The 22,441-nt window shown below is 42.9% G+C and carries 15 protein-coding genes; all 15 read right to left on the bottom strand.

Going from position 1 to position 22,441, the window contains the following annotated elements; genetic code table 11:
- Positions 1-48 precede the first annotated feature (48 nt).
- On the bottom strand, positions 49-1,293 hold the full coding sequence (locus FAZ19_RS03930; protein ID WP_136819278.1) for a FecR family protein: 1,245 nt from the start codon (positions 1,291-1,293) through the stop codon (positions 49-51).
- Positions 1,294-1,439: 146 nt separating this feature from the next.
- The gene (locus tag FAZ19_RS03925; protein ID WP_136819277.1) at positions 1,440-2,036 is read right to left on the bottom strand and encodes an RNA polymerase sigma factor; all 597 of its coding nucleotides are present in this window, start codon (positions 2,034-2,036) and stop codon (positions 1,440-1,442) included.
- Positions 2,037-2,351: 315 nt separating this feature from the next.
- The gene (locus FAZ19_RS23775) at positions 2,352-2,519 is read right to left on the bottom strand and encodes a hypothetical protein (protein WP_169305555.1); all 168 of its coding nucleotides are present in this window, start codon (positions 2,517-2,519) and stop codon (positions 2,352-2,354) included.
- Positions 2,509-2,772 carry a hypothetical protein gene (locus FAZ19_RS03920; protein ID WP_136819276.1) on the bottom strand — a complete coding sequence of 88 codons (264 nt, stop codon included), beginning with the start codon at positions 2,770-2,772 and terminating at the stop codon, positions 2,509-2,511. The genes FAZ19_RS23775 and FAZ19_RS03920 overlap by 11 nt, the downstream gene beginning before the upstream one ends.
- Before the next feature lie 212 nt (positions 2,773-2,984).
- Positions 2,985-3,452, bottom strand: a complete 468-nt coding sequence (locus FAZ19_RS03915; RefSeq protein ID WP_136819275.1) for a DUF5675 family protein — start codon at positions 3,450-3,452, stop codon at positions 2,985-2,987.
- Positions 3,452-4,084 carry a fibronectin type III domain-containing protein gene (locus FAZ19_RS03910; RefSeq protein WP_136819274.1) on the bottom strand — a complete coding sequence of 211 codons (633 nt, stop codon included), beginning with the start codon at positions 4,082-4,084 and terminating at the stop codon, positions 3,452-3,454. Before FAZ19_RS03910 ends, FAZ19_RS03915 begins: the two co-directional genes overlap by 1 nt.
- A 973-nt stretch (positions 4,085-5,057) precedes the next feature.
- Positions 5,058-5,411: a helix-turn-helix transcriptional regulator gene (locus tag FAZ19_RS03905; RefSeq protein WP_136819273.1), complete on the bottom strand. Its 354-nt coding sequence runs from the start codon at positions 5,409-5,411 to the stop codon at positions 5,058-5,060.
- A 205-nt stretch (positions 5,412-5,616) separates the two neighbouring features.
- The gene (locus FAZ19_RS03900; RefSeq protein WP_211245422.1) at positions 5,617-9,708 is read right to left on the bottom strand and encodes a hybrid sensor histidine kinase/response regulator transcription factor; all 4,092 of its coding nucleotides are present in this window, start codon (positions 9,706-9,708) and stop codon (positions 5,617-5,619) included.
- Between the two features lie 70 nt (positions 9,709-9,778).
- Positions 9,779-10,546 (bottom strand): hypothetical protein, encoded by a 768-nt coding sequence (locus FAZ19_RS03895; protein ID WP_136819272.1) that lies wholly within the window; start codon positions 10,544-10,546, stop codon positions 9,779-9,781.
- 7 nt (positions 10,547-10,553) lie between these two features.
- On the bottom strand, positions 10,554-13,280 hold the full coding sequence (locus tag FAZ19_RS03890) for a sugar-binding domain-containing protein (RefSeq protein WP_136819271.1): 2,727 nt from the start codon (positions 13,278-13,280) through the stop codon (positions 10,554-10,556).
- Between the two features lie 38 nt (positions 13,281-13,318).
- Positions 13,319-14,560: a glycoside hydrolase family 88 protein gene (locus tag FAZ19_RS03885; RefSeq protein ID WP_136819270.1), complete on the bottom strand. Its 1,242-nt coding sequence runs from the start codon at positions 14,558-14,560 to the stop codon at positions 13,319-13,321.
- A 94-nt stretch (positions 14,561-14,654) separates the two neighbouring features.
- Positions 14,655-16,226 (bottom strand): DUF4832 domain-containing protein, encoded by a 1,572-nt coding sequence (locus FAZ19_RS03880; RefSeq protein WP_136819269.1) that lies wholly within the window; start codon positions 16,224-16,226, stop codon positions 14,655-14,657.
- A gap of 40 nt (positions 16,227-16,266) precedes the next feature.
- Positions 16,267-17,487 carry a SusE domain-containing protein gene (locus tag FAZ19_RS03875; protein ID WP_136819268.1) on the bottom strand — a complete coding sequence of 407 codons (1,221 nt, stop codon included), beginning with the start codon at positions 17,485-17,487 and terminating at the stop codon, positions 16,267-16,269.
- A 39-nt stretch (positions 17,488-17,526) separates the two neighbouring features.
- Complete coding sequence (locus FAZ19_RS03870; protein WP_136819267.1) at positions 17,527-19,176, bottom strand: RagB/SusD family nutrient uptake outer membrane protein; 1,650 nt, start codon at positions 19,174-19,176, stop codon at positions 17,527-17,529.
- A gap of 16 nt (positions 19,177-19,192) precedes the next feature.
- A complete protein-coding gene (locus tag FAZ19_RS03865) occupies positions 19,193-22,219 on the bottom strand; it encodes a SusC/RagA family TonB-linked outer membrane protein (protein WP_136819266.1) in 3,027 nt (1,008 codons plus the stop codon).
- Positions 22,220-22,441 lie beyond the last annotated feature (222 nt).

Here is a 22,441-nt window from a genome sequence, read left to right as displayed (position 1 = left end):
AGTTAGTACTGTAATTATTCTGTTAGTTGTAAAAATAGGGTAATAGTATTATTTCATAACGCGGACCTCCTTTCCGTCAATTTCAAAATGTATGTCATTGGTTTGTTGCAACACTTCCAATAATTCAGATAGTTTTTTTGTTCTTGATATTTGCGCCCATAAACGAAATGTCGGTACCTCACCTACATACTCGATATCTATATCATACCAACGACTAACCTGTGCCATTACATCCGCGAGCGGTTCATTTATGAAATAGAACATATCATTTTTCCACGCAAGATTGACATCAAGATTGGCAGGCAAAATTGCTATTTCTTCACCTTTCACGATGGCTTGCTCCATCGGTTTAAGAAATAGTTCATTTTTATGACTGCTAATCTTTACACTACCCTCTATCAGTGTGGTCGTAATCCCCTCATCTTCTGGATAAGCACATATGTTAAATTGGGTACCGTACACGACAACCTGTTGGCGATTACCGTTCTTCACGGTTTCGACTATAAACTTCTTGTCTGGATCTTTAGCAACCTCAAAATACCCCTCTCCTTCGAATTCAACCTTTCGAGCATTATCTGCGAACATACTTGGGAATGTTAATCGGGAGGAAGAATTAAGTTGTACCTGAGTACCGTCGGCTAACTTGATATGATACGTGCCACCGCGCGGTGTAACCAATGTATTCATGCTATTATTTGCAAATACCTTTTGGTTATCCGTTTCTTTAAATTGGAAGACAAGATCCCCTTTTCCTTGCTTCTCAACACGCAGTCCTTCTATATGTATTTCTTTGCCAATTTCCAGTTCATCCAACTGTAGTACGGTTCCATCAAACATCGTTAAAACAGCTTGGTCTTTTGCCGGAAACCGATCATTGACGGGCTGCTGTGTATTATTGTCGTGTTCGACTTGTTTTTTTACACGAGGGCCCCGACTAAATACTTGATCAATTTGTTTGGTATTGATATGAAAAGTGAGCGGAGCGAGTATTAGTAATGCAACAGCAGCTACAGCGATCCATTTTAAGAAAGAAGCGCGTATGATTTTTGGAGACGTAGCCGGTCGTCCCAGGCCCCGAAGTGAATTCCATATCATATTTTGCTGATCTAAAGGCATATCTACTAACTCTTTCTCTTTATAAAAAGATTGTAGTAGAGAATGTTGGATAATCTCATTTTGATCAGCATCTTGGATGTATCTATTCAGTTCTTCACGCTCACTTGCCGTAATCCTTTGCGAGATACACTTATCTAAAAGATGATTTATCCTTTCTTTTTTGGAATTATTCTGCATAATTTAAAATTTCCGACCAACTGCCATCACTTCCATTATCACATTTATTATTTAGGAAACACGAAATTAGTTAGGCAACGATTCGATTCGTCTTTTAAGCCGATTAATAGATAAGACAACGGGAGAATGTCTTTGGGGGGTATGATTTAAAAATATTTTGAGAATAGATGCAAAACAACAACAATGGGTAAGTCTTTAAGGTGAACCATGCAGTACGCGCGGATACTTTTCATAGCCTGTTCCAAGTTCCATTTGACAGTTTCCGGAGAAACGTTTAATTCTGTTGCTGCCTCATCCCGTTTCAATTGTAATTCCTTGATTAACTTATACGTCTGCTGCTGTTTTGGAGGAAGACGGTCAATTGCTTGCTGTAAAATAAGTTGGAATTCCTTATCCTGAACCATGTAGTCAGCCTCTGGATAAACCCTAAGAAGGGCCTCTTTTGATTCTGCTAAAAAGTAGGCCTTGTAATTTTTCTGCTTCTTTAAGATATTAAATGTTATATTCTTAGCAATTACATAGAGCCAACCTTCAAAGTTCGTTACATTAGTCAGTTCTTCGCGACTCATCCATACCTTGACAAAGGTGTCTTGTACAATATCCTCAGCCATCCATTCGTTGTTGGTAATACGCAGAGCAGTCGTATAGATATTTGGGCGATATGCATCGAACAATTCCCTAAAAGCACTATCGCTTCCCGCTATCACCCCGCGTATGGTCGACTGTAAATCAAGTTTGGCCATTTTAAATCTTTTAGGTCACCGGATCCGTACAAATATATTAATAAGTAGATTATAAACTTTATTAATTGAGTGCCGAGATCAAAACGCAAAGGTAACGAGATTATAATATTGTACAATGACGAATCGAATGTCTTATCGGATCTAATCCTTTTTAAACCATAAAAAAACAAAGATAAAAATATTATTATCAAACTATTAGATGAGTAGACGTTTAACTAATGTCGCAATGTACAAATTGCATATTCTTTTCACTGTATGCGACTTAGTAAAGCCAAATAAAAAAGCGCGATCCATCTTACAAGATCGCGCTTTTATTTACTGCTTTTTCCTTAGCTTTCCGAGCCATCCGCTTACACCGTAGCTGACTAATGCACCTACCGCAGATAACACAATTGTTTCTAAGACACCTCCCCATGTAATAGAGGCCCATACCGAGCAGAAGGCACCACCCAGCGTACTGATGCGCACTTCGTTAAGTTTCATCAGTCTCCTCCTTCCTGTCCGGCTCTGGCTTCTCTTCGGTATCTTCACTGACATCGATGTCCGCATTAACTCTTTCCTTACCCTTCTGCTCCCGGTTTTCCGCTTCCGGTTTGTCCTCATCCAGTACGGCCTCGATTATCCCCAAGCCCACCGCGACATATTTAATAATATTCAATGCCTTTCCCGGCAATTTAATTGGCGCCAGCAGTATCACCTGTACCGCACGACTTATTTTGTTTATAATATCTTTCATAGTATTAAGTATTTCAATAGTATTTAGTATTAAGACCTTGGATTTGAGATGTGAGATTTGAGAACCGGAAACTGGAATCAGAGATCCGATTCCGGCTACCCGATTCCTGATCCCCCTTACTCCTAACCCCTAGTCACTAGTCACCAACCCCTCGAAGATCGCCGCGTCGCTATGCTCCTCGCGAAGACGAGAATAACAGTTCTACCCCCTAGTCAGTAGTTTCTAGTCACGAACTCCTGATCACCAATCACTATCCACGCTTCACCTTTTGCTACCGCATCCAGCAGTAAACCGTACACCCGCTTATAGGCTTTGGCCGATTTCTCCAGCACATAATCGCCGTCCTCATCCTTTTTGTAGTGGTCACCGACCAACAGACATCCTGAGGTATCGCCAATATTGTTGCCAATATGTATATACACATACGAAAAGTTAGGGATGTCGCTTATCTCGATCATGCCACGGTGCAGAGTCGGATACCGCTTCTTATAACGGGCATTCATACCACCATAGGTATTTAGCTTCAATCTATATCGACCGGCCGGTATGGCCGTGCTGCCTTTGATCTTGACTTCGCGGATCGAATCCTCTAGCCCATAGCAGATGAATCTGCCGTCGATATAGCATTCGGACAGGGTACTCTCCTTCCCCTGCCGAATACGTTTTACAACGATTGTCATTAGCGTACGATAATCGACACTGCTTCGCTCCAATCGCCGGTTCCCTTGCCATTTCGCGCACGCACCCTCACATAACAGCGGTCGCCTGGTGCCAGTCCCGAAATATAGTTTGCACGGGAATTGGTGGTACGGTGCAGCTCCCCCCACTCCGGATCGCCATTCGCATCCAAAGAGATAGCATATTGATATTCGTATTCCCAGGCAATCCGCAGCGATCCAAACATGAAACGTAGCTCGCCGCTGACACGCCCATCCAACAACCGCAAGTTTTTCGGAATGCCCGGATAAGCGGTGGATTGTGGGGGTGGCACCAGCTCAAAGCCCGAACTGGCCAATACCTGTCCATCACCTTTTGCCACGGTATTCACATAGAAGGACAGCTCCTTCATAGCCTGCAGCACCAGTGCGCGGGCATTATCCTTAGCCTTAATCTCGAGCTGACTGCCCCGTTTACTCGCGACTTCGTGTTTCTCCCGGTAATCGTTGACGATCACGGTATAGTCGTCCATTGTAGGCCGAGGTTCTGGAAAATTAAGATTATCGGTCATAGAGGCGAGCGTACGCCCGGCCAGTGTAGAAAGGGAGTAGTCATCCCATTTCTCGTAACTTTGATATATTGTTGCTTTACGCATAACTGTATTGTTTAATGTTAACTGATTGTGTTCTTTTACTTGAGGGTGGACTTACTGGATCCATTCCTGTTTGGATTATTTCGTCGGATGGTTCCGCACGAATTTGATTTGCTTTGGTTTCAACCATTTTTCTTTCCTCCCTATTGATGATGATCCAAAAATGTGGAAGACCATAGGGAGAAAAGATTTTTCAAACAACACCGTACAACAAACAACAACTTTAGTAGAAATGCCATACAACACCTTACAAGCAACAGGTCGGATATGCATGGAAAAATGGCTTGAAGGATACCTCTCACGTGAAATGAAGTACGCCTTACGCCAAATGAGGTACGTCATATCCCACGAAGTGTACGTCATATCCCACGAAGCATACGTCCCGTGCGAGATGACGCATACCTTACACGAAATGACGTGCGTCTAAATCCGGAAAGCATATAGCATAGACCACGGGGTATATGCTTCAGACGAGACGAGGTACGTCTAAAAGCAGGAAGCGTATGCCCAAATCCACAGCGTGCACTTCATATGTCACGAAGCATACACTTTGCGTGAGATGATACACATCTTAAACGAAATGCCATCCATCTAAATGCAGGAAGTGTATTTCTAAATCCACTAAGTGTATCTCATATGCCACGAAGCAGACACTTCGAGCGAAATGACGTACATCTTAAACGAAATGAGGTACGTCTAAAAGAAGGAAGCATATATCTAAATCCACGATCTGTGCGTCATATGCCACGGAGTATACACTTCGATCAAAATGACACACATCTTAAATGAAATGGCATCCATCTAAATGCAGGAAGCATATGCCTAAATCCCCGATCTGTGCGTCATATGCCACAAAGCATATATCTTAAATGAAATGACGTACCCCATAAATGAAATGAGGTACGTCTAAATACAGGATGGGTATGCCTAAATCTGCGAAGGGTACGTCCCCTAACTCCTAGTCACTAACCCCTAATTACACTTTTCCCTTCGGCGCACTGTACCAAACACGCGCAGCATCCACTTCGGTCTTGATCAAACGCTTACGTCCGTCGCGTTCAATCTTTGTGAATTGACCTTTTTTGCGCATATCAAAAATTTTCCAGCGACTTACACCGAGAATTCCCATGGCCTCTTTAATCGTCAGGAGTTCTTCCTCATCATAAGATGCCGCATCCCGCACATTGCATTCGTCAGGTACGGCTACAGATGCAGATACAGGTACGTCCTCGTTTGTTGAAAGTTGCTTTTCTAATAGATTATAAATAAGATTTAATGTTTTAAGGCAATTGGTAAGTGTCTTAAAGATTGCCATCATCAATTTAATCATGGTTCCGTAGTTTGGACCACTTCATGTACAAGTACAGCTACATGCTTTTCGATGTTATTGATTCGGATAGCACGACCATTTCCGACACAGATAGGAAAAGCAAGTCTACCACAATGCGGTAAAGTTTATAATTAATTTATCCTTCCTAAGATACCATTAATTATAAATTTTTCCATAGCATGATGAGGGCGAATACCACATTACCTTAATCCATTTCAGCGTGATCGTCGGAGTTGAGTTTAGGTGTGAGGCCAGAAGATTTTTTCTTAAATTCTGAAGGGCTCATCTCAAATTGTTTCTTAAAACATACACTAAAATATTTTGCATTATTAAAACCTGTCTGATAAGCTATCTCTGCCACTGTTAAATCCGATTGTTCCAATAAATAAGCGCTTCGTTTCAATCTGATATTTAAAATAAATTCTTTAATGGACATGCCCACGATATCATTTATTTTCTGATATAAGACCGTTCTTCCTACATTCATGTCAGATACAAAATCATCTACGGAGTAGTTTGGATTTGCAATATTCAGTTCAATCAGCTTCATCGCCTTGACTAATAGCTCTTCATCCATAGACGTAATCGTGACTTTCGAAGGATCTACGGTGACACGTTTGCTATATTTCTCCTTTAACTCCTGCTGGTTCTTTAGAATAGTACCAGTCTGCTGCAGCAGATATTCGACATCAAAAGGCTTATCGATAAATACATTCGCTCCATATTCAAGCGCCTTAATCTTATTCTGATTATCATCACCCATTCCCGAAATCATTACAATAGGAATATGGCTGGTTTTGAAATTTTGACGCAAGCGGCGACAGACCTCGAAGCCATTACAGTGAGGCATTATCAAATCCGTGATGATTAATTGCGGATAGATTTTTTCGGCTTTAGTGATCCCTTCCATACCGTCACTGGCCGTGTAGACATTGTATTTTTCTGAAAGCCGTTCTTCCAGATAGGTACGCATTGCCGGGTCATCCTCTATGAGCAGCAGACTATTTGCTTTTCGGGGATTCTTAACGGTCCCTTCTCGACTCGCCGTATCCAACATGATGTCATCAATTTCCGAAACCGTATAATCGTACACATTGCCTTGCAAATCGCCCGAGCCCGTATCCTTTTTCAAGCCAAATAGGATCGTAAAGGAAATCTTGTCCGTTTTATTGACCATCCAGATCCTCCCTTCCAACGCATTGACAAGTTCTTTTACAATTGCCAGACCAAGCCCCGAGCTTTCTTCAAAAGTCGGTCGATGTGGAGACAGTCGGTTAAAGGAGGTAAAAAGTGTTGCTATTTGCTGTTCGGAAAATCCGTCCCCGCTATTTAACACTTCTATTGAAATATACTCTATGCCCCGCTCATCCGGATCTCGAGACAACTTGGTCAATTCTTCTTCAGTAGATTCATAGATACGAACACCTACATAGCCTTTATTAGGCGTATATTTTAGTGCGTTCGAAAACAAGTTGGTTAAAATTTTCTCAACAACGTCGTAATCGAAGGCCACATACACATGATCCTTATACGTGGCTATACTTGTTTCTATTTCCTTTTTATACGCGTACAACTCAAATAAACCGAAGACATCTCGCACGAAGTTGATGAAATCGCCAACCTGAGGATTTAGGGTAATTTTCTGGCTTTCTATTTCCCTAAAACGAAGCAACTGACTAATCATTCGCTGAATACGGGATATATTCTTTTCTATATGTTGCATATAGCCGATGGCATGATCATTCGTCACCAAGCTCTCTTTCAATTGCTTAAGTGGCTGGAGCACCAAAGTGAGCGGTGTTTTCAGGTCGTGGGAAATGTTGGTAAAGAAATCGGTACGTGCCTGATTCAGCTCCCTCATATTCTTCTCTTTCAACACCTGTAGAGCCAATCGCTCCTTATACACCTTCTTATTCGTATAGTAACGAATAATGAAAAACAGCAGCGCAAACGCAACTATGGCATAAGAACAATAGGCCCACCAAGAGAGAAAAAACGGAGGATCTACATGTAGGTACAGTCTGGAAATTTCGTCGCCCCATAAACCATCATTGTTCGATGCTTTTATTTCGAATGTATAATCACCGCTGGGCAGATTGAAGAATTGTACCGATTTTTGATTGGTATTGATCGACAACCATTTGTCGCCAAGCCCCCGCATGCGATAGGCGAATTGGTTTTTATCTGCCGCTAAATAGCTATCTGTCGAAAACCTGATCTCTATATTAGACTGTTTACTGGAAAGGATTATTTTTTCGTCCTTATGATTGGATAAGCTTGAAATGTCTTTCGATAATGGTGAATTACTGGAATTAACCGTTACTCGCCTGTTGTTGACAAAGAAACCTGTAAAAAATACCCGAGGCTTTTGGGGATTTTTGTTTAAATAAGCGGGATCAAAAAGCAAGAACCCATTTGTTCCGCCAAAAAGCATTTCTCCCTGTTGTGTCTTGAAAGCCGCACGGATGTAGAAGGATCCACAATTATTCTCTTGATAAAATCGTGCTTTTTCAAACACCTGTAATTCCTGATCGTAGTAATACAGTCCCTCACTCGTACTGAGCCAGATGTTTTTGGACACGTCATCCTCCAGTATGCCAAAAACCATCTTTGCTGGGAATCCATTATTAGCATTGTAATTTAGGTAGGTACCATCTTTTTTTAAAACATTTACACCTCTTCCCAGCGTCCCCAGCCATAAATCTCCGTTGGAAGCTTCGTGATAACTGCATAGGTAATTAGCAGAATAAGGCGCATCTTGAATAACATAATGTTTCAACACGTTCAACGTATTGCGATCTACCACATATAATCCCTGATGCGTAACCAAACGAAGGTTGTCGTACCTATCCATGTACAATGCTTCGACTTCCAAATCCAGCTTGTTGTTATTTTCGCCAAGAACCTTCACCATTTCAATATGTCGATTTGTGCGCTTATATATAAAAGACTTATCTGGATCCGACATCCACCATGAGCCTTGATCGTCCTGCACAAAATCATATATAGTAAGTGGCACTTGGCTTCCCGGAAAGAAAAAGCGGAAATCGTTGAACACATTCTGATCCATATTGTATGACATCATTCCGCCACTAAATGCAGAGATGAGCAATGTTTTGTTGTCAGCATCGAACTTTAATCGTTTTATCATATTGGAATTCGGTGAGTTTGACTTCGATACTACAAAATGACGGAATGAATCATTTGTGCGGTCCCAATAGTTGAGTCCTCCCCCCTCGGTACCGATCCAAATATTCCTCAAATGGTCTTCTTGGAAGCCGCTAACAACCGGATGATTGAGTCCACCAGCACTAGGGTTAAAGTAACGTACTCGAGCATCATATAGAGAACAATAAGCGATCTTACCTCCGTAGGTACCTATCCACGCGCCCTGGTCAGGGTCGGCATGGATGGTCCAGATTGAATTATTGGGTGGTGAAAAATCGTCATTCAAATTCAACCGAAGGAAGCTACGGCTTTCAGTGGTCGGATCGTACAGAAAAAGACCTACTTGCGTAGCTACCCATATCACACCTGTTTGATCGATAAACAGTTTTTTAGACAACGCAGAGAGGTTTCCTGAAGAGGCTACCGAAACGTGGTGCTGGACAGCGCCCGCGCCATCCGTCACATGAATACCTCCGCGTTGCGTCAGAAAATAGTACCGCCCCTGATATTCAACGGCATCATTTACTGTATTTGCAGCTGATCCGAAATCCGCAAACAGCTTTAAGCCACGTTTCGCCATATCGACCTGATAAAGAAGACCTTCTTGGGAAACATAAAGACGACCGTCTAAACTAATAACATTGCTGATAAACTTATCTGTCGACAGTCGGAAACCGTCGAGCTTCTTGCTTTTTTGATCGTAACATAATATACTATCTCCCGACAACATATATAGTTTATCATCATGTAGTGATACCGATCGCATTTTTCCGGGAACAAGCAAATCAAATGAAAATTGTTCATAATCGAACGCCAACAACCCATGATTTGTCGTCAGAAACAGCTTGCCTTTTTTATCTGTAATCAACGTGCCATATCCCCATTTCACCTTCGGGTAGATGGCAGAAACCATGTCATTCAATTGGTAGAAGCTATTCCCATCGTACATGAAGAGCGCATCGGGACCGGTATACCACATCCTCCCTAAACTGTCCTTTGTAATACTTTGTATACCACCGTAATAAGATGTTTCGGGCATCACATGAAACCGATATCGCGACGTATCAATAGCGACAACACATTGTACAATAGAAATAAAAAAATAAAATAATAAACTGTATTTTCTCATTTTATACGGAACGCTTCACCAGGTTTATACGCCAATGTACTATATAAAAATTATTTAACCTAACACTTTCTTACCTGAAAACAGGGCTTTCCGATAAGCTCATGGTTTCTTGCTGACTATTCTTCAACTCAAAAACAACAATTTCATTTTTCCCTAATATCAGAACATCCGATTGAATTAGTATAGACTGTTGTTTTTCTTGTTCCCAATATGACCCCACGTAGGTATTATTGATCCATACTTCTCCCATCCCCCATCCAGAGATGTCAAGATACCTATTTTCCACTGCATCGACATTAAATATTCCCTTATAAAAACCTGGGGTCTGCCCCTTCGCTCGATTAGTAAAAATCAAATCCGTTAGCGTATAATTTCGTATATTCAATGGTATCATTGTCCAATTTTCTACATCTTCACCATCCAGCAGTACCTCTCCAAATATCCCTTTCGAATTATCCAGGATTTCCGGGCCATATGTTATTCTTCCTATATTTTCTACATACAATTGCAGTTCATGCGTGCCAGATAAGTTGTCAAGCTGTATCTTTTTCCTGTTATCGGCCAGCGTTCCCTGCAATTTTCCATCGATATAGACAACAGCATAGTCCCGAACATTGTCGAGTTCAAGTGTTGCGCTTTCCGACTCCGCCGTGATCTTAGCTTTATATAATACATAACCAAACTCTACGCCTAGGTCATTCATCGGAAGCAAGGATTGGGACATCACCGCCTCCAGATAGACTTGCGCTAGCGGAGCTCCTCTATCCAGCTCAATTTCCTGACCGACAACCGCTGTAGAAAAAGTCAGGAGCAGGCCAATGGCCACTATTCTTATCATCTTTTTCCTATTCTGTTAAAAATGACTTTATAAACGACTCCTCAACAATTATTTGCGGATGAAATTCATCCCCCTTAACATACTTATCGATACTGTATAATAATTGCTGTGTAGCCGGACGTTTGTCCAGGTCCTTTTTCGTATCCACAGCCAATACCAGTAATTTTCCACCATTGACTTTAGCTTCAAATCCAATTCCTAATTTTTTGTTGTTGTCGTAACTATCGATCACCTGTATAAAAGGCCGAAGCGCAGGCGGTGCCTCACTCATTTCGATGACCTTGGCGTCGTTCAAAATATCCCACCACTGCCAGTCCGTATGGTAAGAGGTCGTAAAGTCATGGAATACCGGTTTTTCATGATGTATCAAACAACCTATCGTCATGGGCGGCCAGGCAAACATGATCGGGTTCCAGAAATGGTTGTGGAATACAGACTTCCTACCTTTTACAGTATTCGGTAATGGGTATAAAACCACGGTTTTACCTTGTGCAAGCTGTTGTTTTGCAGCCTCATCATATACCGTTGTGTACAACACCTGATCCGTAGATTGCATAAGCGATCGGTGCTCGGGATACACCCATATATTCCAGCTGTTATTAATCGTATCATTAACCGATAGGTGTACCGTGAGCTTTTGGGTCTGGTCCAAAGTAATATGCGTCAATGGTATGGAAAATCTACCTATTGACGACACATCCTCATTCGCAATAGTTTGGGTTTTAAGATTTCCTTTTTTTAAAACCTTCCCCTGATCGTCGGTCAACCGCCACTTCAATTTCGCGTTTTTAATCGCCGAACTACTAAAATTATACACTTCAGCCTCAGCTGTAAAAGTTTCATTTTTGAAATAAGCACTTTTTTCATAGCGTAACAATGCGACGGTAGGTGCACAGAACTCTCTGAATTTTTCAGGTGTTATCAGCCCCTTGGAATCCCAGAAAGGGTCGAGTATCCCTACTGGTGCATATCCCTGCCCTGGAAAGTCATTGATAGATAGCAGTTGAAATCCTGCCGATTTGGAGGAACGAAGCAATGCCTCTATAACAGCCTTGTATTCCAATACAGTCAATGCACCTGAAGCGCGGAAAAAATCATGCGCTTGGTCGAGCATACCATTGTCATCCAACATTTCCCTAAACACTTCAAAATTGCGGGCCTCTACCGGACTATTTGCATATTTTTTTATTTCTTCAAAATTGGGATATACGCAACGTTGTCCCGATTCATGTGATATCACGGGTACATCGACATCCGACTCGGTATTTCTATCCCAGTCTGTATTGGGTAAACCCTCATAAACCTTTACAGGTCCCTTATTCGTTTGTTGCGATACATAATATTGATCGGATTTTACACGTGTTCTGGCTGTAGACCCACTGTATAAATGGCGGGAATCAAATTCCCTTCCTTCGGCCGTCAACTCTTCAATGAAGTCAAAGTTGCCTGTAATCTCATTCCCGTTACAGTACAGTATGAAGGAAGGATGATTACCATATTCTTTTAAGATACCCTTGATCTCTCGGCGGAAGAAATCGTACCGGGCTTCATCTGGTTCGGCATCCTTGCCCCACATGGGCATTTCTACCTCAAAATAAATCCCGTACTTGTCCGCCATACGGAAAGCTGCCTTTGGGGGACACCAGGAATGGAAACGAAGGTGGTTAAGACCGTAATCTTTCATTAATACCATGATGCGCTCCCAAGATGCATCGTCTAAAGGGGCGTAGCCGGTAGCGGGAAAAACAGCGTTTTCTACATTACCTCTTAAATGGACGGGACGGTTGTTGACCAGCACGTGGTTCTTACCTTGTTTCACCTCCCGCATACCAAATGTGGCCGATTTGGTATGCTGATAGCTTGCTTTATCATTGGATGTATTTAATGTACACGTGATTTCGTAGACATTCGGATTGAATTCATCCCAACGTTTTATCTTATCTCCCAGCGCGATCGTCGCTTCCACAAAAGTAACCGAGTCGTTGCTCGCAACAGACACTTTATGTTCGAGACGGTAATCCGTTCCTGCAATCATAAAGGTAGCATCGCCATTTACCTCTTTTTTGAGTGTATTGTTTAACTGTAGTCTAACTCGTATGGTATTATCCGCTATGTTAGGATAAACTTGCATATCATCGATATAGACCGGGTCGATAGCCATCAGTTTCATTTCTCCCAATATACCATTCCAGTTGATTTGCGTAAACTCTGTATGGGCATGATTCCACTTGTGTGTATTGTACTGAAACCTATTGTCAATACATACGGTTATACGGTGTATTTTCCCCGGACGGACAAATTTTGTCAAGTCGTGGTTATGAGGCACACTTACATAATCTATTTTACTAACCTCTTTTGTGTCGACATAGACGGAACTAAGCCAGTGCGTACGTTCAAAATACACAAATATTTGTTTGCCTTTCCAGGTTGCGGGAATTTCGATATCACGTTGATACCATGCTGGCCCCATATACTCATATTTTCGGGTAAGACGATCGATATGACGGTATGGTGATTTATAGCCGATTTGGTAGTCGTCGGTTATGCCGGGTAGTTCGATGTTTTCCGGTAAAGCGTGGTTATAGCGTGGAGAAAGAGATCCTCGCCGAAAATCCATCAGGTCCGTCTGGAAGCCCCACGTACCTGACAAATCAAGTTCGGTAGTTTGTGCTTGTAGGGAACTAATCTGTAAAGATAATAGCATCAGTAGTATGCTCATCAAGTGTTTCTGCATCTTATAATTCATTTGGTATCTCTGTATTCAATTACGTTTTAAATCCTTTTCTTAAGTCGAGTTAAAGCTTCCAGATAATAATAGTCTGCATAAGTAAGCGGCACATCAACCTCGGATTTAAGCGGGTATGCTCCGACGCTATGTTTTAAAATAAAACAACCGTTTTCGCCTAGATTAGCCGTGTAGGTGGAAGAAGCCAATGTCTTAATCTGAGTTTCTACAACCTGTCTATATTTTTGAGCACGATCTTTCTCGGCATATTCGCTCAATTCGACTAAGGCGGATGCCATGATAGCCGCAGCCGATACATCGCGATAGGTATCGGGGATATCCGGACTGTTGTAATCCCAATAGGGAATATAATCCTCAGGCATATTCGGATGATTAATCAAATAGTTTGCAATTTCTACCGCTTGTTGTAAATAACGCTCATTTTTTGTTTCCCTATAGAGATAGGTATATCCGTATAATCCCCAAGCCTGACCTCTGCTCCACGACGATTCGTCCGAGAAGCCCTGATGCGTTTGCCTCAAATGCGGGATACCTGTAATTGTATCGTACGATACGACATGATAGGAACTGTAATCGGGGCGGAAATGATGTTGCATCGTTTTATCGGCATGGGATAATGCGATCGCTTTAAAGCTCGTATCGCCTGAGTATTCTGCTGCCCAGAGCAGCAGCTCCAAATTCATAATATTATCAATGATAACAGGATACTGCCATTGTTCTGTATTATGATCCCAAGATCGAATCAATCCCACTTTTGGACGATAACGTGTACTTAGCGATTTGGCAGCGGTAAGCATCACTTCTTCGTAATGCCTATTTTTTGTCAACCGATAACCGTTACCAAAACTGCAGTAAATCATAAAACCTACATCGTGATTGTCGGTGGTATATTTCTCCCGCTCTATCCGGTCTGTGTATAGCTGTGCATATTTCAATACATCTGGATTTAGGCTGTTTTCGTAGATATACCACAATGAGCCAGGGAAAAAACCACTACACCACCAACGCGAATCAGAAGACACATCATTGCCGTTTGCATACGTCTGTGGCAATTTCCCCTCCTGATCCTTATATTTTTCGGCCATTAGCAAGGATTGCTTTTCTGCAAAAATCAGGGCACTATTGATGGTTGACGCGAATGCGTAATTATCGCTGGTCTTCGATGTATTGGTACAAGCGATCAATGCGAAGCTTGCTATAAACCAAATTAGGGATCTTGATAAAGTAACCACGATCGTCTTTGATAGACTGAAGGTCTTTTTTTTCATCTGAGCTAATATTTTCACAAAAGGTTGCCACGGCCCTCGCTTCAACTAACGAAACGCAGTGGCAACTAAAATCTATAAAGTTTCTAAAAGAGCACTATTGCACCTGCACATCGAGGAGCTTTGTCCAACCTGCGCTCGTAACATCACCATTTATAGCGAGCTCTAATCCCGGTTGGTTATCTTTGGCTGTATCCACAATGGCTACAGCCCAAGAATAAGCGCCTGCAGGCAAGTCTACCTTGGTTTTAAAGTTATATGAAACAGGATTGTCTTTTAACCATTCGGAAGGTTCGCTGTCTGTATCCAGAAAAATTTTCTTCACATTGTCCTGGGCATCCAATAGTGCAAAAGCGACTTTATATTTATAATTCCATTGCGGAATGTTATTGGGACAATATCCCCAGCCCATATTTCTCCAACGATGCGTGATAGTGGTCTCCGCTCCGCTCTTGATTTTCTCTGGTAAATATACCCGATCAGGATACAGTCGATAACCGCCTTCAGAGATAAAACGTTGTACTAGACTAAAGGATTTTTCGAACCAGGAATCCGTATCTCCAGATCGGAAGTCCATCATATTGACGCAGGCTTCTGCCGAATCGTCGAATTCCCCCTGCCTTACATCTTCGGGATGACCTTCCCTATAGCGGCCACTCGGATCCGTCCAATACCGATGTGTTCCGGAGGTAATCCATCCCCCCTCCATCAGGATTGGGCGCTTGTAATTCCACGATTTAGCAAACTGCTTTTCCCAACCTTGATAGTAGTCCGTCATACCGAACGCATCTTGCCTGAGGCTATACCCCTTGTTGATCATCTTGGCCAATAGCTTATCACTATTCGGATTCGGAGAACCCCAACTTTGTGGATGACCGATTAGACGATGGTAGTTGATTACCAACGGTATCTTGGTGAAGGTTCTGGTGTATAGATCGGAAACCCAATCGATCAACTCCTCTTTGAGAGCTTCCGTATTAGCCCCGGTAGACGTGTTGGGATCTTCGTATATGACATTATGCGCTTCGCCCCATTTTCCAAAACCATAGGCATCGATAAACGATACGTGATCAGGGTCGTTGAAATCTTCAGCTAGGGCCTCAATAAATTTGGCGTAGTATTGCCTAAAGATAGGATCCTGAGGTAGTGGTGTCACACGGGTTGGATAGGAAGGATTCTCCAGATAGGAGGCTGCTCCTGCATCGAATACAAACTGAGGTGTATTCATTCCTTGATCGCGGCCATCGACCACGATGCGCAATGCAATGGGCACTCCCCGTTCTTTAGCACCGTTAATCAGTCTCGCAATCTGTGTGCTTGGATCCCGCCAAGCGTAAACGCCATCGGCCGGATTGAGTGAGGACCAACTCGTCCGTAGGTAACAGGCCGAAGCATAATCAATTGCTTTTACCCGTTTTCCTAAATCGGGAACATAGTATTCCTGATCCCAATACGTGGGCTCTGCTGTTCGGGCTGCATACATAACCCAGCCGTTTAAAGGATTGCGCAACACCGAGCTCCTGTTATATTTAGGCTTTACCAAGGTATTACCATTGTTAATCCCCCCCTCATCACTATCCAGATCTTTAGAAGAGCAAGCTAATGACTGGAGGCAAACGCAGATCAGCACGGCTAACCTGATCATTGATGTATAATTTAGTTTTCTCATTACGATAAATTTGTTTTCATTACCATTTTTTCTTCTCATATTATCGCTTCTCAGCGATAATAGTCATATTTCGCAGGTCGAGCACAAGAAAGTTCGTCCCGGCTGGGATCGTGATATACGAGTTCCTGTGTTCGCCCGAGGAGCCGCCGGATATATCAGCTAATTTCCCTAGTGTAAGCGTTATATCTTGTCTCAGGCCTGCTGATGTTAATGGCGAGCAAAATGCGTAGGCAAGATTCTTGTCATTATCACTTCCTCCATAGACGATAAATTTTGCTTTACCCGTCCGGCCGCCTGTATACACCAGCACCTGCGGATCGGCCAAACTTACTGTACAGTCCATCTTAATAGGAGTTCCCCAACCGTTGATCGCGCCATGCATCCATAGATCCGTAACCTCGGTTGTTATTTCCCCGTTACCACTATTCCAAACAACACTCTTAGGAATAAGGGCCTGTGCAGGGGAGTAGATCGTAACGGTCGCCTTTTGCATATTGACAACTACCCGGTATTGACCTGGCGTTTCAATCTTCCAGGAAGCAGGAGTTTCCCGCATTTTTACACTTACCGGCACCCCATCCTGTAAGTTGTCATTTCCATCCGCAGGACTGATATAATTGGTTGCGCCGTCAAATTCTACGGGAATTTGTAGCTCTCCGGCTTCCAGATCAAGAAGGTATGCATATTGGTTTTCGTTTTCCACGGTTTTACTCATCTCAACACGGCTCATTCCCGTTACAGCAGTACCGTCTAGGAACACCTTGTCTGCGTCGAATACCACGGTTCGGATAGGTTGTACATTAACGCGCACTGTACGAACTTCAGGTGCTTCAAAAGTAGCACCTCCACCCCATTGGGCGGTAATCCGAAACTCCACGGTAAAAGATCTGTTCGTGGGGACACCCCATTTTTCGTTTGCCCAGTTCTGCAGCTGCTCTGATGTAAAACTTCTACTGTATACACCTTCGTCTTCATAGTTCATAATAGCGGTAGACGATCCGAAATTGTTACCAACCACATCCAATTTCGTGGTGTATGAGACCAGATGATCATCTGATTGCGGTCTAGCCTCTACCCAGGTGAAGGTTAAAATATTGTCTGCGAGATGCTCTTCATCCAAAGTAATGTCTGCAGATGAAGCCTCCAGTTCCAGACGTTCTTCCACCTTTTCGATATCCTCGATCTCGTACGAGCAGGACAGTATGCAAAAGGCGACAAAAAACAACGCCCATGTTTTGTATAAATAATTAACCCTTTTCATAAATATCTTTGTTGATATAAAAATTCATAGTTCACATTTTCATCGTTCATATCCTGGATTTTGCGGAAATTCGGCATCTCGATTGGCATCAATAATCGCTCGTGGAATAGGCCAGAGGGCGTGATCGGCTTTGACTTTCTCTCCGACTAAACCATTATACATTTTTACCCGCTCGACAAACTGATTCGTGCGCACCAACGTAAATCGACGACTCTCTTCTCCTACCAATTCACGGATCCGCTCGTCGAGAAGAAAGTCTAGTGTCATTTGGTTCGCATTGATTAATGTTGCGCTTGCCCGGCCACGAACTTCATTGATGGCATCAGCTGCTTTAGCCGGATTCTGCTGTCCGAGATAAGATTCTGCCAACAACAAGTAGGTTTCGGCTAGGCGAAATTTCATCCGATCCCTGTAACTGCCTGTCAGCCCCAAGTTCTCTGCGCGTCCGTAAAAGAACTTCGTAAGTGCCGGAAATAATGTTTTTGTAGAGAACCAGGTTTGTTCCGTAATATTGGCTTTTCGACCATATAGCGTCGCATTGGAGGCGTTATTGTAATACCAATCCCGTTTGATGTTATAGTTCGAATTACGGATATCTGTCGCATCGAAAATACCGGGCACATTACCAGTGGCATTCGTACCAGTGGTACCTACCCACCATTTCATTGGTACGATCTGCGCCAATCCACGGCCACCTAAGGTATCGGCCAGGACAAAACCCGAAACGTCAAAATATTTGGGGTTCCACGCTCTACGCGTCCAGTCATCCGAATTTGTCCCACCGCCAATCGCATTAAACTCAAATTGCAATACCCAGATGCTTTCTCTGTTTCCGCCTTTCCTGTTTTGATTGTGTTCAATAAACAAATCGCTAAATACATCGCCGGGGTTTTCCTGACTTTTTCCGAATCGTGTTTTCATTAGCTCAAAGTAGCCACTGTTGATAACCTCTAATGCAGCCTTTTCAGCCAACACATATTCTTTCTGCATCAAATACATTTCACTTAACAGGTGATATGCTGCCCACTTGGTCAGTTTCCCATCCTGCACTTGATCGGGATTTTCTGGCAAATGTTGGGAAGCGAATTCGAGGTCATCAACAATATGCTGCAATACTTCCGCTTTTGGGGTACGCGTAAAATTCAGCTGAAAATCGTATTGAATGGTTTCCACGTATGGCACATCCCCATAAAGGTAGATCAAACTGCGATATGCGTAAGCGCGAAAGAAACGCGCTTCAGCCCGGAAACGTTCCTTGTCGCCCGGCGTATCCCAATTAGTATTTATATCAGCGTACATCAATATTTCATTGGCTGAAGCAATTAGGCTGTACGACCAATTCCAATAGGACTCTACAAACCGCTCTTCGTCAGTCATCGTTAAATTGGCAAATGCCGTCAGCGATGCGTCGCTATTGATAACATCGACGATATCGGTCGCTGCCTGGAGGGCTTCGTAGGGGGTCGCGTTGCCGTGCATGAAAGCACCACCCTCGCCCCAGGTATTGTATTCCGCCCGCGTGATCGCATAAAGTCCGGCCGAACCTACTTCAAACCCGTATGTACTCGTAAAGGTGTTGGTAGGAGCCAGTTGCGATTTCAGGTCTTCTTCAAGAAAATCCTTACATCCTGTTGTGGTGATGATCACCATCAACACCAGTCCACATTTTATGATATTCTTTATTTTCATATCGTTTCGTATTTAGTTAGAAAGTGAAATTTAATCCGAGCATATACGAACGTGCAGTCGGATAGGAAGCCATCCAACCATTATCGTAGTTAAGTACCTGCCTAACGTTGGAGAAGGTATGGGCGTTGTTAACGCTTACATTGACATCAATAGCATTAAGACCCAGCTTCCCTGCTATATTTTGTCCCATTCTATAACCTAGGGTGATGTTCTTGATCTGGACGTGAGACATTTTTTTGTAATGATTGTGCCCAAATGTATTTATATACCCAGGGGATACGATATCGGCATCGGGATTCTCAGGTGTCCAATAGTTTGCGTCATGCACATAATTTGTTAGTCCAAAGGTCCATGAGCCCATATTGGCGAGGTTGTCTTCGCGCCACACACCGAATACGCCATTTACTAAGCATGAAAAGTAGAAATTGCGAAAGGCTATTCTATTGCCAAATGAGGCGGTGTAATCGGGCATTCTAGAACCGATGATCTTCCTATCGTCGGCATTAATATAACCATTGCCGTCTACGTCTTCCAATTTAGCCGAACCCGCTGCGGCACCCGTTTGTACTTCCCGCTCTGTCCCATTGGCATCCGTATAGAAATACTCGTCTCCTTGTTGCCAGATACCCACCATATTATAATCATAGTACACCCGCAATGGTTTACCGATAAACCATCGATTGGCCACATCATCTATCTGGTCGCCCCGTAATTCAATAATCTTATCCCGGTTTAAGGCAAAATTAAGGTTCGAGCTCCATTGGAAATTCTCGCTATGTATGTTAACTGAATTCAACACAACTTCAATACCCTTGTTGCGGGTCTGCCCAATATTGTCCCAGATTCTACCGAAGCCGTTCATTATAGGCACGCTCCGCGTCATGAGCAGGTCGTGCGTATTCGATAGATACGCATTGACCGTACCACTCAATCGGTTATTCATTAGCTGGAAATCGATACCAAGATTGGCAGTATAAGTAGTCTCCCATTTTAGATTCGGATTGCCTACACCATCACTTGCCAGGTATACCGTATTGAAGGGTAGTCCACCATCCCCCCAAATGTACTTTACACTTGAGTATAGGCGATCCAGTGTCTGATAAGGACTGATGGCTTGATTTCCATTGGCACCATACGATACCCGTAGTTTAAGCATATCCATCCAACTCAGATTATCTGTAATAAAACTTTCTTCGGCTACATTCCACGCTAGTGCGACGGAAGGGAAAAAAGCATATTTGTTGTTCGCCCCGAATACGGATGCGCCATCCCTACGACCCGTCAACGTAGCGAGGTACTTGCCTTTATAGCCATAATTGACCCGTGCCATATATGATAGCAAAGCTGTTTCGGACAGTCCCGAAGATATGGTTTGGTTGCGTTCGGCTGTACCCATCATGTAATAACTCGTATTGTCAGTTACGAATCCTTGTCCGCTTTGGCCAGAAGAAACGTTTTTCGTCCGTTGTAAACTGAACAATCCCGTTGCATCGACTCGATGATGCCCGATTTGCCGTTCGTACCGCAAGACGTTCTCCCAGGTATAATCTGTACTGTGCCCGTTGCTAATGCTTGCGTTTCCTCCTACCTGACCTCCTTGTTCCCGACCTACAAAGGTATCCCTACCGTAATACGTTCCTGTAAAGTTACTTCTGTAATTGTATCCAAGATTCGAACGAAAAGACAGACCTTCCACCGGAAGCAGGATATTTGTATATCCATTTATGAAAAAGTTTCGATTGGTTCTGTCCTGATCGGCATTAACGTTAAGCATAGGATTAGTGATCAGGGAATATTCCATCGGCTCGGCCACATACTTCCCAAATTCGTCCAGGTATTTTCCATACGGACTCTGCTTGATGGCATGTTCGATATTTGGCGTTATACCTCCATCTTCCCGTTGTACAAATTGGGTTCCTATACCAGTTGTCAGCCAATCATTGAATACCTGATCGATATTGGAAGATATATTAAATCGTGAAAGCTTCGAATTGTAAACCACCCCCTCTTGGTTCATAGAAGAAACCGCCGCCATATATTTCGTGTTACGTGTACCACCTGAAAAACTTAACTGGTGATCCATTGTCATTCCCTTCCGAAAGATATAATCCTGCCAGTTGTGCGTAATTCCGTTTGCATAATTTTCACGTTCGCTTTGACTGATTATGGAACCCGCAATAGGATCCAGCTGGTCTCCACTAAGGCCTTCGCGCAAACGACCGATATCCTGCTGTAGCCGTATGTATTCATTAGGCCCCATAACTTGTATATATTGCATGGGCTCAGCTGCTCCAATCAAGCCTCTGTATGCAACCTGCGGCTTACCTTCGACACCTCTTTTGGTCTGTATCAGTATGACACCGTTAGACCCTCGTGAACCGTAAATTGCTACGGCGGACGCATCTTTGAGTACTGTTAAATTATCGATAGTGTTGGGGTCCAGGTCGACCAGTGAGCCACTATATGGAATCCCATCCAAGATAATTAACGGACTGTTGTTGGCGGACAACGAGTTTTCGCCCCGAATTAACAGCGATTGACTAGCGCCGGGAGCAGCATTGGATGTGGTAATATTTAATCCCGCTACCTGTCCCACCAAACGATCCATCAGATTTGTCGTAGAAACCATTTCCAATTGTTCCTTTCCCACTACGGATAATCCGCCCGTCAAATCCCGTTTACGTACGCTACCATAGCCTACGACTACCACTTCATCAAGCTCTGCTAAACCAGATAGGGTGACATTTATAACACCCGATGCGTTTATGGCTAACTCTTGGTTATCATACCCAACATGGGAAAAAATCAAACGCGATAAAGGTGACGCCTGTATTGTGTAATTTCCCGCAGCATCGGTCATCACCTGTGTATCCTGATCTTTTACTTTAACGGTCGCCTCGCTGAGGGCAACACCATTTTGATCAACGACCTTTCCCGTAATTTTAATCAGATTTTGTTGTGAATAGCCATTGGTTACTAACAGCAAGAGTACGGTAACCATCCCAAAATAGCTGTTAAACTTTTTGTGAATTATTTTTATCATATATTTATATTGGTTAAAACATTTACATTTCATATCTCCACTTACCTAGAGGTTAGCGAAGAATAAGTTGGTTTACTTTGGTTACTTTTTTCTATAGGCATCAAAATTTATTGGTGAAACATCTTTCCATTCTACATTATTAAATGCTAAATAAGTCGCGATTATGTATAGCTTTATTATTGGTATGCCGAAGCTGTTGTGATGCTTTGACATAGTACAAAA

The organism is Sphingobacterium alkalisoli, assembly GCF_005049105.1.
Taxonomy (GTDB): domain Bacteria; phylum Bacteroidota; class Bacteroidia; order Sphingobacteriales; family Sphingobacteriaceae; genus Sphingobacterium; species Sphingobacterium alkalisoli.
The sequence above is the reverse complement of the archived record's forward strand: the minus strand, read 5'-3'. Positions and strand labels throughout refer to the sequence as shown.

Bases quoted from the DNA above. Each gene is read 5' to 3' on its own strand.
- FAZ19_RS03930 (WP_136819278.1), bottom strand. From the start codon at position 1,293: ATGCAGAATAATTCCAAAAAAGAAAGGATAAATCATCTTTTAGATAAG.
- FAZ19_RS03925 (WP_136819277.1), bottom strand. From the start codon at position 2,036: ATGGCCAAACTTGATTTACAGTCGACCATACGCGGGGTGATAGCGGGA.
- FAZ19_RS23775 (WP_169305555.1), bottom strand. From the start codon at position 2,519: ATGAAACTTAACGAAGTGCGCATCAGTACGCTGGGTGGTGCCTTCTGC.
- FAZ19_RS03920 (WP_136819276.1), bottom strand. From the start codon at position 2,772: ATGAAAGATATTATAAACAAAATAAGTCGTGCGGTACAGGTGATACTG.
- FAZ19_RS03915 (WP_136819275.1), bottom strand. From the start codon at position 3,452: ATGACAATCGTTGTAAAACGTATTCGGCAGGGGAAGGAGAGTACCCTG.
- FAZ19_RS03910 (WP_136819274.1), bottom strand. From the start codon at position 4,084: ATGCGTAAAGCAACAATATATCAAAGTTACGAGAAATGGGATGACTAC.
- FAZ19_RS03905 (WP_136819273.1), bottom strand. From the start codon at position 5,411: ATGATTAAATTGATGATGGCAATCTTTAAGACACTTACCAATTGCCTT.
- FAZ19_RS03900 (WP_211245422.1), bottom strand. From the start codon at position 9,708: ATGAGAAAATACAGTTTATTATTTTATTTTTTTATTTCTATTGTACAA.
- FAZ19_RS03895 (WP_136819272.1), bottom strand. From the start codon at position 10,546: ATGATAAGAATAGTGGCCATTGGCCTGCTCCTGACTTTTTCTACAGCG.
- FAZ19_RS03890 (WP_136819271.1), bottom strand. From the start codon at position 13,280: ATGCAGAAACACTTGATGAGCATACTACTGATGCTATTATCTTTACAG.
- FAZ19_RS03885 (WP_136819270.1), bottom strand. From the start codon at position 14,560: ATGAAAAAAAAGACCTTCAGTCTATCAAAGACGATCGTGGTTACTTTA.
- FAZ19_RS03880 (WP_136819269.1), bottom strand. From the start codon at position 16,226: ATGAGAAAACTAAATTATACATCAATGATCAGGTTAGCCGTGCTGATC.
- FAZ19_RS03875 (WP_136819268.1), bottom strand. From the start codon at position 17,487: ATGAAAAGGGTTAATTATTTATACAAAACATGGGCGTTGTTTTTTGTC.
- FAZ19_RS03870 (WP_136819267.1), bottom strand. From the start codon at position 19,176: ATGAAAATAAAGAATATCATAAAATGTGGACTGGTGTTGATGGTGATC.
- FAZ19_RS03865 (WP_136819266.1), bottom strand. From the start codon at position 22,219: ATGATAAAAATAATTCACAAAAAGTTTAACAGCTATTTTGGGATGGTT.